The organism is Polaromonas sp. P1_F6 (genome assembly GCF_056405695.1).
Map to the genome: position 1 here is coordinate 84,236 of NZ_JBFUBQ010000008.1, position 14,973 is coordinate 99,208.

The following is a 14,973-nucleotide window of genomic DNA, read 5'->3' on the forward strand; positions in this document are numbered from 1 at the left end:
AATCATGAAAGGCAGCTCGTATAGCTGATCTGCGTGCTACGCAGGGTGATCAATGCGCATTTGTAGGCAGTGATGTTGGCGACAGCCTGACCGCCGGCGCTCACATAGCTTGCGTAGCTGTAGACATAGACGGCCTTGCCATAACCAATGGGCAGGGGCTGGTTGGTGACCGTGCTGCCAGGGACAACCTGCACACCAAGCACTGCGATGCCGCTGGCCAGACCGGCCTGCAGCGCGTCGCGATTGGCAAACCAGTCGGGTGAGGTCTTCGGCAAGACGGCCGCCGCGTTCTTGTCGAAGACAAACACCAGGTCGACCTCGGTTCCCATATTCTGATTGGCATCGAGTTCGGCGACGATGTTCAGCGTCTTTAGCGGCGTAGTAGGGCTGTAGCCCAGCGCGTAGCTGATAAAACCGCAGCCGGAAACAGCCAGCAATGCCGCTGTGCCGAGAAAAGCGTTGACGATGCGCATGATCATCCCAGCACCATCACGCATACCTGCGAAGGTGTGATCGACATGCCGATCGCGTTGCCTATCATGCCGTTCTGCCCGACCACACTGGTCAGCCGTGTCGCAAACACACCGCCCATCGCGACCTTGAAGCTACCCATGAGGTATCGGTCCGGCCCAATTTCCATGCCCGAAACCACGCCCAGGTTGACGCCAGGCTCGTCGCCGTTGCTCAACGTGCCCTGCGTCACCAGGTTTTCAGCGAGTCCGCCGCCGACGATCACGCAGGCCTGCGAAGGAATGTGCGAAATCGTGATGACGATATTGGGAAACGGAATGGGCACCGGCCCCACCGGCGTAGGCACCAGACAGACGTCGGGAAACGCGAAATTGATGACGCAGAGGTTCGTGTTGGCGAACATGGTTCATCCCAGACTGATGCGTTCAGCATCGAGCTTGATGTCTTCTTCGGCCGTGACCAACGCCTGCCGCCCATGGAGCCGCAGCAGCGCCGAGGCCTGCATGATCCCGTGCTCGACACGCGTTACGAGATGGCGTGCCGACTGCACCATGGTCTCACTGACGGACGCCAGGAAATCCCTTGCGTTGACGCTGACGGAGCCGCTGGCCGACGTCAGCTCGACGTCACCAAGACAACGCAGTGCGATTTGACGGGTGCAGGCCAGCTCAAAAGCTGGCTGGGTGATCGCCATAAGCTCCGCACCCGGCACGGAAAGCTCGGCACGGCCTGCGCCCGGCGTGTCCGCGGCCGGCTGCGGACGCAGCAAAATATGGGTCACAAACAAGCCCGAAGCACTTTGCAGCACGGCCACCGTGTCACCTGGCAGGGGTGTGAGCAGGCAGGAAACCGCTTGTAACGCAAGCCGGCCGTCCGCCAGCCGCCACTGCGCTTGTCCGAGTGACCGGCCTATGCTCGCCTCTCCCCAGCCGTGCACGGTTGCGGCGCGCACGGGAAGGTCAAGCTGTTGTGTTGCCTGTTTCATGCTGCTTCCATTTCAAGTGAACGTTTTTCGGCGGCAGCGCGCGCCTCCTGGGTACCCAGGGCAGCGGCTACGTTGGCACCGGTGAAATCGGCACCGGTCCAGACCGCACAGTGAAAACTCGTACGGTCGAGCTTGCAGTACCGGAAATCCATTGCCCCGCCATTCGCATGCGCGAACTGGGCAAACTGCAAGTCCGATCCCGCGAAAACGACACTGTCAAGCCTGCTGTGATCCCAGATCGTTTTCACCAATCCGGCTCCGCGCAGCGAAACTCCGTTGAGTTGGGCTTTTTGCAATACCGCACCCTCGAGTTGGGCGCCGTCAAGATTTACCCGGTCAAACTTCGCTTTTACGAACTGGCAGCGCGTAGCGTCAATGCCGTTCATCAGCGTCGCACTGAAGCGGGCTTCGGCACAATTCGATTCACGGATGCTGGCGCGGCTCAGATCAGCACCTGAAAAATCGGCACCCTGCAAAGTGCAACGCAACAAGCTGGCACCGGCCAGTTTCTGCCCGGCGAAGCTGGCTTTGATAAACAGGCTGGTGCTGGCACGCATGCCAGCGAGCCTGGCTTCCTGCAGTTGTGCTTCGTTCAGGCTTACCTGCTGCAATTCGGCACCCTGCCAGTCGCTGCCGCCCCACTGGCAATCCGCAAATGCGCTGCGCAGCAAGCGCGCCTCAATCCAGAAAGAGCCGCCGATGTCGCACTTCGTCAACATGGATTTCTCAAGGCTCGCACCGTCCCAACGACTTTGGCGGAGGTCACACTGACTGAAGGCCAGCATTGTGCCGGCCGTACCACGCCAATCGCTACCAGCCAGGCGGCTCTGGCAAAAAGCGGTGCGGCGCAACCCGGCATCGCAAAAGTCGGCCGCGCCGAGTTCGCAATCAATAAAGGACGCTCCCTCCAGCTGGGCACCGGCCCAATGCGAACCCGCCAGCTGGCAGCCGCTGAAAACCGCACCTGTGAAATCGTGGCCGCTTGCATCCAGTCCGGCCAGCATCTGGCCACGCACCGGACGGCCAAGCCGCACCAAGCGCTGGATCTCGGCCCAATCCTGGGCGGAGGCCTGGCTGTAAATTCTGCTCACGCGAGCCTCCTGCGCGCATCCAGACGTACACCGCGTGTGTCCGCATCAACCAGGCAGACCTCGGTGAGTTCGGCTTCATACAGGCTGGCGTCGCGCAGATCGGCTTTTCCAAAGTCAGCCTTTCGCAACAACGCCTGGTAGAAGTCGGTGCCCACGGCACTCGCACCGGGCAGTTGTGCCTTCATCATGAGCGTGCGCGGCAGGCAGGCACCGTCAAGGCTGGCGGCACTAAGGTCAGCCCGACTCATATCGCACGCCATGATGAAAGCGCCGTCGAGCCGCGCACCCTGCAACTGGCTTTGCGTCCAGCTTCCGCGTTCAGCGCGCAATCCGGACAGGTCGGCGCCACGCCAGTCGCTGTCATTCCCCTGGACCTGGACCAGTCGGGCCTCCCTCCATTTACTGGCCGACAGGTCGGAACCGATCAGTGCACTTCTCTCCCATCTCGAACCCGAAAAATTGGCCCCCTGGGCCTGCAGCTTCCAGGCAACACATTTGTTGAACGAGGCACCGCACCAGCTACTTCCAGCCAGTTTGGCCTGGTTGAAAATTGTTGTATCCAGCGTCGCGCGATCGAAGTTTGCGCCGCAAAGATCTGCATCGTCGAGTTGAGCGGCTGACAGGTCGCAATCGGAGCCGCAAGCTTGTCTCCAGGTCGCCTTGGAAGCACGGGCCGAACAAAGACTCGCCCCGCGAAAACTCGCTTCGCATGCGTGGCTGCTGCAGAGATTGGCCTCATCAAGGTTGGCCTCATCAAGTAGTGCGCCATTGAGCCGCGCCTGCGTCAGTACAGCGCGACGCAGGTTACAGCCGCGCAGGTCGGCACCGCTGAGGTCGGCGTACTCCAGCATGCATCCGCCAAGGTCAAGGCCCGCAAGTATGGCACCGCGCAGATCCGCGCCGGCAAGGTCGCGGCCCGCAAGATTTTCTCCGGCCTTCGCCCAGGCCAGCACCTGCGCCCCCAATAGCGACGCGACAGCGGGCGACAGCGCCTGCGCGGGCGACAGCGGGACGGGAGACGCATGGCGGGCTTTGCTTTTGAGTTGCGCGGCAGCCATAAGGTCGGCATGTTGGGATGGCGTCGCGGCCAGCGCGAGCGGCGCCAGTGCCTCTCGTGTCGCCGTACCATCGGCGCGCTGCAACACCTCCGTCCAGAGCGGCCCGGACTCCGGAGCATTTCCATGCTCCCCAGCGGGAACATCCGTCTGCCCCGTCAGTACCTGTAGCTCTGCTAGCTGGTGAGTAAATGCTGCCTGCTGTGCGGCCGCGTTTTCGCGGGTACTGGCCACCAGCTTTTCGACGCTGTGCATCAGGCTGGTCAAGTCCATGTCGCCGTCGGCCAGGGCCTTCGCCGACGGTGTCTGGAGCAGGGGCGGCCCGGCTTTTGGCGGCTCGTAGCCCGCGGGCGGCTTCATGCCGCTTTGTTGCCAAAATTCACGCGTCACTTCGTCAAGCACGTCCTGGCGTTTTTTCAGTGCCGCTTCGGCTTCGGCGGCAGCCAGCGCGGGATCGACTGGATCGAGCCGCGGCGCGAGTTGCGACTCGTTGAGCGCATGCAACGGTGCAGTCTTGGGGTCCAGGCGCAGCGTGAGCACTTCCGCGTAATGGTTCAAGGTACGCGGCGTTTCGGCCGCGCCTTCGTAAGCCAGCATCAATACCCCAATGTCCAGTGCATCGCTGTCGGTGATCTGCATCTCGCCCCGCCAGGCCGCAACACCGAGTTGCTGTTCGGGCAGGAACCAGACCGTGTCCATGCGCAGCCCGATTTCAGCCAGCGAAGCGGGAGAAGCGTCCTTTTTGAGCGCGAAAGCCTTGACGCGCTGCTCAGGCAGTGCGCCCCGGATGGTCTCAATCTGCGGATGCATCCCCTGTAACAGGTAGGCTTCGCCGCCCGCGAAAGGATTCGCGATGCGCTGGTCGGCGGCAGCCTGGTTATAAAGCCGCCAGTCAAGATCTCGCGGCAAGCCGGGATAATCCTCGCGCAGCCAGCGTTCATCGTAAGTACCGGCATAGCGCTTGCGAGGCACCCAATCGATAGGTATGGGCCCAAGTCCAGCTGGGGGATAGCGACGCCCATGGCAGTCAACGGGCTGAGCGGCGTACTCGACGTTCGGCATAACCCCTTCGTTCGCACCGGCCATTGCGGCGAACCGGTTGCCGTCATGGCCACAGCCAACCGGATTGGCTTCGTAGCCCGGACCACCGAAGGCATGTGCGAAATCAAGCGGCATGTGTACAAATTCCGCAGGCTGCGAGATGCCAAAGAGCGGCAAGACGCCATAGCGCCATTGCCTGTCGCCAAAAACCGCCAGACGCTTGTCGATGGAGCCGACTTGCAGCCGTGCTTCCATATGCTTCACCGGACGATTTCCCGGTGCGCAAGCGCGACCCAGCACCATGGCCTCGGCTCCGGTCTTAGGCATCGCCTCGTCCAGCGCCTGGCCCGCCGGCAATGCGGCCAGTACCCGGGCCCATTGCGGGCCCTCCATGAGAAAGCGCTGCGGCCTGACTTCACCCAGCGGAAAGAATCCCAGCGCCGTCAACACCAGGCGGTTTATGCCGGATTGCCGGTATGTCTTGTAGAGCAGGCCTAGGCTCAAGGGCTTGATGATCTTCATGGCGGCCTAGAGATAGATCTTCAGCTCGGTGATCGTCAGGCTCAGGCCCGTGATCTGCATCGTCGCCTGCAACGCGGTGAGCTGCACCAGGATGCCGGCCCCGGTCATTTCAATCGAGGTTGATGCGCCTTTCATCGAGATCGCCGTGGTGTCGCCCGACAGCGAGATGTCAGTACTCGACCCCAGAACTGAAACACTGTTGCTCTGGCCCGTGAGGCTGACCCGGCTGGACAGGCCGGTCAGGCTGACCTCGTTGTGAGCGCCAACCAGGTTCATCGCAGTACTGGCACCGGTCAGAGAGGTGCTGCTGCTGACGCCAACCAGATTGGTGCCCGTATCGACCAGCGTCATCGAGACATGATCCGAAGCAAGCGTCACCGCAACGTTGCTGCTCGAACCGGTCGCGCTGGTCTGCATGCTCATGCCTACGACCGAGTCACTGTCGCTGAGGCCAACCATGCTGCTGCTGCTGCTCATTCCCTCCATCGAGCCCGACAGCCGCACCCCGGTCGCGCTTGCGCTGACAGCCATGCCGACCGCCGAGGTCGAGATGTGCTGGCCGGTTACGTCGAGATTGACGCTGCTGACCGTGAACGACTCGCTGGTTTGGCTCGCGGTCGTGGTTGTATTGAACACGGCGTTTTGCGAAGTCGTGTTGCTGAGCGTGCCTTCGGTCTTGCTGGTGTTGGTGGCGTCGCCGGTCACCAGCGAGTGGTTGGTGGTCGTGCCGAACTCGGTGCTGCTCCAGCTTTCCGCCCCCTTGTGGGTGCTGTGGGTCGAACCGAAGGAATCCGACTGGCTCAACAGGCCGTTCGCGCCGTCTTCGGAGGTCGAATAGCCATAGCTGGCACCCTGCGAATACGACGATTCGCGGAACTTTCCGCTGTCGTATTGCTGGCTGACGATGGCAACCGCGTTGTCCAGGTCGGCATCGGAGTGCAAGCCGAAACGGATGCTCTTGCCGTCGCCGTAGGCCGTCGAATAGCTGCTGCCAACGTTGGTATTGGCCGTCCAGCCTGACGGCATGATGACCTTGGTGCCATTAGCCTGGATGATGCTCTGGATTTCAGGCAGCTCGGATTGATCCTGCGCGCGCGTAATGATGACGGTCGTACCGATCTCCGGCACGGTCTGCATGTGCGCAGCCAATTTGACCCAGACCGGCTCCGCCGGGTCGGCACCGTCCGGTGAAAAGATGTCCTGGCCTGTCGAGAACCGCACATAGACACCCTGCGCCTCAAGCACCGGCGAAATACCCTCGCTGTCGACAATGCGGCTGGTCTCCGGGTCAAAGTTGTCTTTCCGCATATAGCGCCAGCCCACCGGCGCAACACCCTGGCTCCCACCCGAGACGACACTGGCGAGCACACTGCCTTGCTGTGTCTCCTGGATGGAGAACGGCGTGACCAGTCCCTGCGCGTCTGCCGCCTGGAACTTGTTGCTGTAGCTGCCGTCGAGCGTTGCCTCGTGCTGAACCTGCGTTGCGACAAAGCTCCTTCCCTCCAGCTGAGGTCTGACCTGCAACGGCCATTGCCCTGAACGAACTTCCTGCGTCACCGAGAAGCGGTGGCCGCAATGCAGATAGGGGCAATAGCTCGAACCACTGAATTGCCGGCTACCCGTATCCAGGGTGTCCTGCGTTGCATGGGCATAGTGATCGACCTCAACGTCGCTGCAGCCGTACTGGTAGATCTGGTATTGGTTGAATGGCAAGGCGCCAGGCGCCGGCTTGGTCTGTGCATGAAAACTCTGGAACCCGGCCACTGCATCCGACTCCCAGGCCGCCTCCTCGCGCGTGAACACCGAGGTCACCGCGCTGCTGGCCAGACTCTGCTGAAAGCGATAGTCGCTGATCATGTCGGGCTGAGCCAAGCCGAGAGTATCTTCCTGGGTGCCGCAGTAGCGTAGCGGCTTGCCACCGGGCAGGGCTTCCGGATAAACAGGCCGGTTGGCGAACACCACTGTGTGGCTAGTGCCGGTGGTCACGTAGAAATAATAAATGTGCGCTTTCGACATGAGCCGCCGCACGAACTCGTAGTCGCTTTCACCGGCCTGCAGCCAGTCCTGCTGCCTCGCGACTGCCAGATTTCCTGAGCCGACCAGCGCCGCGACCGAAAAAACAATGTTGTGCTTGTGCAGGACGCCCGCAATAGCATCACGCACATTCAGCTGGCGATGGATGCAGTAGTTGTTCGTGAGCGTAAGCTTCCAAAGTGCCGGCCGCATGGTCACGCGATAGACGCCTGGCTGTTCCATTGAGAAGGATGCGACGATGCCATTGAACAGGGACAACCGCACGCCTTCGTCCTGGCCCTGTACGGCCTGGTCAAACCACTCGTTGGCTTCTTCGCGCGTCGGCTGCTGCTGGTCATCCAACACCGGGTAGTGAACCCCCACAGTGACCGGTCGCCCGAGCAGGTCATCAAAGGCCAGCTCAAGGCCACTCTCGGGGTCCGAGTTTCCGTGCAACTCCAGTTCGTACTCAAAATGATCAGAAATGCTTTCCTGCCCTTTAAAGCTGACCAGCCGAAAGCTACCGTCACCCAGGATGACGCCCGTCTCCAGGAACAGCGCGACATGCAGGTAGACGACCGGCGCCGGCGATAGCAGAGCCAGCGCGGTCGTTATGCCAGTGACGCGGTCGTTCATGTCATGGCTCCCGATTCATAAGCAGGGACCAGAAAGCGCGCGACATAAACACCCGAAATGCCAGCGGCGCTATCCGTCGGCCGCGACTTCAACCATGCGTTAAAGCCCAGGCGCATACCGGAGAAGCCGGAGACCTGAGTCGATACCAGCCGCGCCAGCGGCACCTCTTCTGCAAGCACCGAAAGTTCGATCTCGGCATCGTGGCGACGGTCAAGCATCAACCGTAGCAAGCCTTGCAGTTCCTCATACGAGCTGCGCACGGCAGGCGCTTCGCTGCCGATATCGACCTGGCGTTGCAGCCGTTGCCATTGACGCAGCGAACGTTTTGGTTCTGTGCCTTTTTTCAGCGGCGGCAACAGCGCCTCCAGTTGGGAATATGAGACAGGGCCTGCGGTCAACCGGATGCGCGACTGCTGATCCCAAGTGCTGCGACCAAGCAGCATGTCAACACCAAGCCGGTGACCACTGCGGCCCAGGCGGTGCTGATCCTCCGGATCGATTGCACGCCATGCGCCCACCAGTGCCTGCAACCTGACTGGAAATCCAAGCTGCACCGAGAGCACCTGAACCAGCCCGGCTGCCGACCGCCGGCCGTTCGCCAGCAAGTCCCCGATGCCGAGCCACTGGCGCTGGGGCATCGGGATTTGCCCGGCCTGCTCGGCGTTGTCCACCCCCATCAGCGCGCCAAGGTATTCGGCGAGCTGGCTGCGCTCAGGCCGCTCGTTGTTCAGCCCAGGCTCAAAGCCAGCGCGGGTTTCATAACGCAGCAGATTTAGCCGGTTATTGAAAATGTCGAGAAATGCGCGCGTCGCGGATTTTCCTGCGCGATCCAGCTCGCGCATCCACTCGAGAAAAGGTTCGGGCAAGGGACCGAGTGCACTGCCAACACAGAAGTCCGGGGTGGTGATCGCCAGCATTTGCGGCCGGTCACGCTGATCGCCTTCGGCGTCGATCAGCGCCGGTACCGCAGAGGACCCGGATGCAATGGCCTGCACACGCACTGCGCTCGCCGCGCGCGCGGGAAAGCCCGCATCAAGGTCAGCCTCGAAACGCACGGTCTGGCCTGACCCGCCGGCACGATCATCCGGCTGGCGCAGCCACAGACGGATCATCTGCAGGAAATTGAACTCCCCAAAACGCTGCTCGAGCCGGCGGCTCAAAGAACGATCTGGGCCCCAACCATTGGCGGCCATCTTTTGAGTACTCCTTTCTCGTCAGTGGTTTCCAGGCTTACGCAGACCATGTTGTTGACTGTTGAGTAGAGCGCGAGAAAGTAGCGCAGCACCGATGCGAACAGCAGCATGCTGGTCGACTCAAACTGTTTTCGATTCAGTGTGAGGGTGATATAGAGGCATTGCACATAGCCCCGCACTCCATCGCGTATCGTGTAGCGCATGCCGGGCCGRCATTGAAGCGCCTGAATTCCTTCAATGCTGCGGAAAGCCTGTGTCTGCAGAGGGTCGATGTGGTCGCGCAGCATGCTTTTGAATGCAGCGAGCGCCTGCGGTCCCTCTGCCATCGACAAGTGGCTCATGCCGAGCTGGGACACCAGCGACCAGGGACGTCGCCCTATCAGTGCCGGGGTGATGTGACGCGAAGGCCGGCTTATCACTTCGAGTACCGTGATCGGCCCCGCCCCTTCGAGCTGCAGGGATTGCTTGATCAGCAGCTGTTCTGCCAGCTTGCGATTGGTGCAAAGCGCCCGCCCGCCAACCACTTCTGCCGGCGGCAGTGCCATCTGCTGCCGGACGTCAAGAAAAGATACGTACACCTCGGTACCGGCAATACCGCCAAGCTGGTTTTCCTCGCGCCGCATGACATAAAAATAGTCATCTGCGCCACGCGTCTGCGCATTTCCAAGTTCGAAGTACGGCGCCAGCTTGCGTTGGCTGCCGTCGGCGCTAATGGAAACCAGCTCCTCAATGCTGTAAATCTCGCAGTTTTGGCGGTTCTGCACATCTGCGGTTAGCTGGTATTCGTACTGCGTGTGGTCAAGCGCCAGGGGTTCCATGCGCTGACGATAGAGGTTCACCATCGGCACGCAGTTGAGCTTGAGCGAGCGTGACGAGAGCTGGCGATCCTTATGGGAAGCCACGTCAAACTGGAACAACAAGTCAAAACCATTCTCAAACGGAGCGAGGTCAAACTCGCCGGTTTCGAAAAACATAAATTTTTCCGGAAAGGAAAAATATTCCTGGAGAAGCCGGTGTCCGGGATGCATGTTGCTTCGGACCGGGAGAGCGGCCTCTTCATCACCAAACCCGAGCCAGTGGACGGCGCTCTGGTTTTCGCCTGGCAGTGGCTCACCACCAATCTGTGCGATGTCAACGGCGTGCAGGTGCAGGCCCAGCATCTCCTGCAAATACCAGGCGTCTTTTTGGCTGGTGTCGATATAAAAACGCAACCGGGTTTTCTTGAGCGCCTTCACCGGATCGATACCCAGGCTGCGCACCCGAACACGCAGCACCGACAGGCAACGCTCGTCGCTCAACCCGACCGGAAAATCTCCCGCCTGCAGCATGTCAATCTCGACAATGCCCAGCGGCACCAAAGGCAAGTCGCAGGTTGTCGTAAAGCGGCAGACGCTTTTCCGGCCCCGGCCGTCCTCGGCCGTCACACTGGCCTGCCGCCCGCGCTCCAGAACCGCGCCGGCCGCGTCGTCCGGCTTGACGCGGACCTGAGCAATCAACATGGACGGCACGGGTGCCGCCAGGTGCGGATAAAGGTAACCGAGGAGTACGTTCGGGATCAGCGCCTTGCTGACTTCGGACTCATATTGCACACGGCCGGTCAGGAAAGCAAAGGACTGCAGCAGCATTTCCACGTGAGGATCGTGCGAGCCGGTGCGATCGAGTTTGAGCGCCTGCGCCTCCGTCGGATAGGCCTGCGCAAATGCAGCGGCGTCGTTACGCAGCCCTGCCAGTTCACGCTGGTAGTAGTCCTTGAGTTGAGTTCCGTAGACTTGCATGGCCTGGAAGCGCCTAGCGGCGCGGCAACCCGAAGCTGAAGGTCTCTGTCAGCGGCTGGTCGGCGAGCTTGCCGGTGACGACTACCTGGAAAGGCATGACGGAACTGCGGGTTTCCTCAACAGTTACACGTACGCCCGTCAGCCGGGGTTCGTGACGCATGATCATGTCGCGGATGCTCAGCGAATAACGCTGTATGTCATCTTTTTGGGCGTAACCGGCGCCGGTCAGGGAAGGCAGGCCGACGCGCATGAGTTCCAGACCGGTCGAACCAGCCCAGACGTGCGAGCTAACCAGCCGCTGAATCTGCAGCCGCACGGCATCGCGCAGATTGAAGCTCTGGCCGCTTTGCGCCGGCGCCGCACCTGCAAACTCCAGGCGCTCAAGCAAGAACTGCATGTTTATCCCCTTGGGCCGGCGCGCCGCAACAACGGTACGCCATCTCAAAAACAACGAAAATCCACGGCCCCCGCAGGGCCGCAACGAGGCTCAAGTGAACGCCGTCAAAGGCCTGTTCTGCGCCAGACTCCAGCCGGCAGTGACATTCCCCTTGACCTGCATGTCCGGCGTCTGCACGGCGTAGGTCCAGACGATCTCTGTGAAGTTAAGCTTGAACTGCTCGGTCGGCATGTCGTCAGGATGTGACTGGAATTGAATTTCGCTGATAAGCGCGTCGCGCAGCATGAAGGTAATGATGTTGCCGACCTTGTCGCCCGAGTTGCGCAGGATGTAGATGTACGAGGGCTTGGCCTTGTCGCCCAGCGACTTCGCGCGCAAACAGAAGTCGTAGAGCTTGACCGAAGTCTTGTCAACATATTTGACGCAGGTGAACTCCGTGATCACCGGCCTGCCAGAGGTGCGCGCCGAATTGCTGACGTCCGTCGTCACCTGCTGCTTCATACCCTGGTGCACTGACACCAGTTCGATGCATTGGCCGAGCTTGAGTTCCTCATTGGCGGTCCAGTCGGCGCCGGTCGAAATCAGGCTGCCGCCCGTGGCCCAGTCATTGCTTGTTGTGGGGAACACAGAAGTGTCGCCGGGTTGTAGCAGTATCAGATCCATGGCTTGTCTTTCGTTGGTCTATGTTGGGTGGGAAGTGAATGCATCACTTCGGCAGATTCGCCACAAGGCGGATCGAGGTCGTCAATTCCTCAAGCTGGAAGTGCGGCCTTAGGAAGACCACCGCGTTGTAGGAACCCACAGCGCCCGGCACGTCCTTCACGATCACGTTCGCCTGGCTCAGGGGGAAACTCGCCTTTGCGTCCTGAGAGGCGTTCTCATCGAGCAACACGTAGTTCGATATCCAGGTGTTGAGGTAGGCCTCCACATTGCCGCGCGTCAGGAAGCTGCCTATCTTGGCGCGCATGATGACCTTGATGTAATGGGCGAAGCGCGAGGCTGCGAGCATGTAGGGCAGCAGCGCGGAAATCTGCGCGTTGGCATTGGCGCTGTCGGAAAAATACTTCTTCGGCTGGTTGCTGGTCTGCCCGCCAAAGAATGCAGCTTGCCCCTTGCCCTTGCAATGGCATAGCGAGATGAAGCCCAGATCGTTAAGCTCCTTTTCGCGCCGGTCGGTGATGGACACTTCAGTCGGACAAAACAACTCCTCCGCCCCGGAATCGGTGCGGTAGCTGTAGGTCGGCAGGTCCTCAACCAGTCCACCACCTTCAACCCCGCGTATCGCTGCTGTCCAGTTGTACTTGGAGAACGCGTTGGTCACGCGCTGCGCCAGCATGTAGGCCGCGTTGCCCCACAGGAAGCTGCCGCTGTCGGGTGAACTGCTGGAAGGCCCGACAGTCTCCTCGAAATCCATGCCGTCAACCGGCCAGCTGTTCTTGCCGTAAGGCAGGCGCAGCAGCACATGCGGCATCACCAGTGTCACATAGCGGGAGTCCTCGCTTTCGCGGAATTCCTGCCAGCCGGCCAGCTCAATGCTTTCAAAGATTTTTTCCAGGTCACGGGGCTTGGCGAGGTCGCGAAAGCTGTCGAGTCCGAACAGCGACGCCGAGGCCGCGGTGATGTATGGCGCATGGGCGGAGGCCGCAACTTCCGCGATCTTGCGCAGGAATTCGATATCCTTGGCGCTGCGCCCCACCTCGTAGCCGCCAATCAGAAGACTGTAGGGCAAACCACCGAAGGTGCCGTACTGGTCTTCGTAGATCATTTTGAAGAGTTTGCTTTGGTCCTTGTCGACCGCCTTCTCCATGTCATCCAGCAGCTCGTCCCTGGTGGCGTTGAAGACACTGAGCTTGAGCATCTTGCCGGTTTCGGTGTTTGACACGAAATAGTGCAAGCCGCGCCAGGTCGCTTCGACCTCCTGGAACTTCGGCGCATGCATGATCACGCTCAATTGCCTGCTCAACCAGCTGTCGATGTCGGAGATGTGCGAGTCAATCGCGGTTATCGCGGCGACCGGCGCATAGGTGGAACCCGGAGCATCGAGCCGCGCCAGTACATCGGTCGCAAAGAAACCAATCGGACCGAGGAATTTCTGCCTGTCTTCGTCGGTTTTCAGGCCGGCTGCATCCATGAGAGCGAAGACCGTATCAATGTTCTGCCTGGCTTGCTTTTTTGTCGGAGGCACCGGCTTTGCTTTCGGGTCAGGCGTGTCGGTAGCGCCGCTAAGAACAAGCAGCATATTGTTGGCCACCCTGCGATTGACCGCGTCATGCTTTTGCTCGGCCACTGTGCGCACCTGTGCTGCGTCAGCCGGCATCGCAATCGAATCGCTGTCGTCGGTCTGCTGCATGCCGAGCACAGCCAGAGCAGCCCTTTTCGCGTCGGCATCGATCTGGCCGTCCTTGGGTACGAGAGCTGCCAGTAGCGCTGTGGCGTCCGCAGCGAGCTTGGTCTGCGTCGCGGTCACAGTGGGGTCGGCGCCGAGATTGCTGGCAATCGCATTGCGTTCCAGCTGGATTTTGGAGGACAGGCCGGCATCCCACTGCGTAAGCTGCTGCAGCTGGGCTGACACTGTCTGCAGGTTCTCCGGTGTGTCCGGGGTCGAAAACACCCCCAGCAGCCTGCGCAGCGGCGCCAGGGTTGCATCGGCGTCAACCACCGGCTTGCCGTCCGCGCCCACGCTGTTGACGGTCTCATATCCCCAATCGGTGGCAGCCTTGAGCTTGGGCGTCTGATCGGCCTTGCCCATCACCATGGCCAGGTCGTACAAAGAAGATGTGGCCTTTTTGAGTTCGCCAGGCGCCTTGTCCATGTCTGCTTTGACGACGCTGTTGCGGTAGTCCGGCCCGGCCAGCACCTGAAGTTGTGCGCGCTTGGCCTGGCCGTCCGGTGTTTTGGCGATCAACAGATTCAGTTGGTCGTTGAGCCGGTCGCTCGACTCCGCCCGCGACTGCAGCATGCGGATGTTGCTGCGTACCCGATAGAGCTTGTTGAGGTCAGGAATGGCGCGCACGACGGCGATCGGGTCGAACGCATCCAGCGAACTGAAAGTAATGTCGCCGGACAGATTGGCCGATTCGACGGCTCCGATCTGCATTGCACCGGGTGGTGACGGGATACGCGGAACGCGGCCCAGAGCCACACGCGGCAACTGCGTCTTCATGACGTCGTTGAAGAGGTCCCGGTCAATAGGCACCATCTGCCGTTGCTTATAGGGCGGAAATTCCACGTCGGGATCGCGATCGCCGGCCAGGTCGGCGAACACTCCAACAATGAAGGGGAGCTCCTGCTTTTCGATGGCGCCGCCAGTCTCCACCTCGTAGGTGATCTTCACCCGGGGCGGACGATTACGCTCCAGCCATTTTTGAACACTTTCAGCCATTTTTAGCCTCTCATAGTCAATACCGCACGCACTTGCAGAAACGCTCGCCAAGCCACGAGGGCCGCGGGCGGAATTTCTCCCGCACTGTTTTTGCAAGCGGCATGCCAACCTTAAAAATCTCTTAACGCATTGATTTGCATGACTATTTTTTTCACCTCCGAAGGTGAGGGGGACTAATTTGCACCGCTCTTTTTTTAGTTGAGCGAAGGCATCGCATACCGGAAAAGCGTGCCGGTCGAAGGCCCTCGACATCTGTCCGTGCTTGTGCAACCAGCAGGACAAAAATATCCATGCCTTGGTGCAGATATGTCCCGTCACTTTGAAAACCGTGGAAACTTTCCAAAGAATGGAATGCCACTATTGCGAATAGTTAGTTTCCAAAGAAAATGACTGGTTTTGAGCTGACCAGGAC

The 14,973-nt window shown here is 60.5% G+C and carries 11 protein-coding genes; all 11 read right to left on the reverse strand.

Going from position 1 to position 14,973, the window contains the following annotated elements; genetic code table 11:
- Nucleotides 1–2: 2 nt before the first annotated feature.
- The 11 genes from AC1DY9_RS19600 to tssC all read right to left on the reverse strand — a co-directional run bounded on the left by AC1DY9_RS19600 (nucleotide 3) and on the right by tssC (nucleotide 14,879).
- Nucleotides 3–473, reverse strand: a complete 471-nt coding sequence (locus AC1DY9_RS19600; protein ID WP_457282544.1) for a hypothetical protein — start codon at nucleotides 471–473, stop codon at nucleotides 3–5.
- A gap of 2 nt (nucleotides 474–475) precedes the next feature.
- Complete coding sequence (locus AC1DY9_RS19605) at nucleotides 476–874, reverse strand: DUF4150 domain-containing protein (protein WP_477667394.1); 399 nt, start codon at nucleotides 872–874, stop codon at nucleotides 476–478.
- Between the two features lie 3 nt (nucleotides 875–877).
- On the reverse strand, nucleotides 878–1,456 hold the full coding sequence (locus AC1DY9_RS19610; RefSeq protein WP_457282542.1) for a DUF3540 domain-containing protein: 579 nt from the start codon (nucleotides 1,454–1,456) through the stop codon (nucleotides 878–880).
- Nucleotides 1,453–2,460 carry a pentapeptide repeat-containing protein gene (locus AC1DY9_RS19615; RefSeq protein ID WP_477667395.1) on the reverse strand — a complete coding sequence of 336 codons (1,008 nt, stop codon included), beginning with the start codon at nucleotides 2,458–2,460 and terminating at the stop codon, nucleotides 1,453–1,455. The genes AC1DY9_RS19610 and AC1DY9_RS19615 overlap by 4 nt, the downstream gene beginning before the upstream one ends.
- A gap of 83 nt (nucleotides 2,461–2,543) precedes the next feature.
- Nucleotides 2,544–5,165, reverse strand: coding sequence for a DUF2169 family type VI secretion system accessory protein (locus tag AC1DY9_RS19620; protein ID WP_477667396.1), 2,622 nt, complete (start codon nucleotides 5,163–5,165; stop codon nucleotides 2,544–2,546).
- Nucleotides 5,166–5,171: 6 nt separating this feature from the next.
- Nucleotides 5,172–7,814, reverse strand: a complete 2,643-nt coding sequence (locus AC1DY9_RS19625) for a contractile injection system protein, VgrG/Pvc8 family (RefSeq protein ID WP_477667397.1) — start codon at nucleotides 7,812–7,814, stop codon at nucleotides 5,172–5,174.
- The gene (gene tssG / locus AC1DY9_RS19630; RefSeq protein ID WP_477667398.1) at nucleotides 7,811–9,007 is read right to left on the reverse strand and encodes a type VI secretion system baseplate subunit TssG; all 1,197 of its coding nucleotides are present in this window, start codon (nucleotides 9,005–9,007) and stop codon (nucleotides 7,811–7,813) included. The genes AC1DY9_RS19625 and tssG overlap by 4 nt, the downstream gene beginning before the upstream one ends.
- A complete protein-coding gene (tssF, locus tag AC1DY9_RS19635) occupies nucleotides 8,971–10,782 on the reverse strand; it encodes a type VI secretion system baseplate subunit TssF (RefSeq protein WP_477667399.1) in 1,812 nt (603 codons plus the stop codon). Before tssF ends, tssG begins: the two co-directional genes overlap by 37 nt.
- 13 nt (nucleotides 10,783–10,795) lie before the next feature.
- Complete coding sequence (locus tag AC1DY9_RS19640) at nucleotides 10,796–11,179, reverse strand: GPW/gp25 family protein (protein WP_457282536.1); 384 nt, start codon at nucleotides 11,177–11,179, stop codon at nucleotides 10,796–10,798.
- Nucleotides 11,180–11,269: 90 nt separating this feature from the next.
- Nucleotides 11,270–11,842 (reverse strand): Hcp family type VI secretion system effector, encoded by a 573-nt coding sequence (locus AC1DY9_RS19645; RefSeq protein WP_348049164.1) that lies wholly within the window; start codon nucleotides 11,840–11,842, stop codon nucleotides 11,270–11,272.
- A gap of 43 nt (nucleotides 11,843–11,885) precedes the next feature.
- Nucleotides 11,886–14,879: a type VI secretion system contractile sheath large subunit gene (gene tssC, locus AC1DY9_RS19650; protein ID WP_477667400.1), complete on the reverse strand. Its 2,994-nt coding sequence runs from the start codon at nucleotides 14,877–14,879 to the stop codon at nucleotides 11,886–11,888.
- Nucleotides 14,880–14,973: the final 94 nt, after the last annotated feature.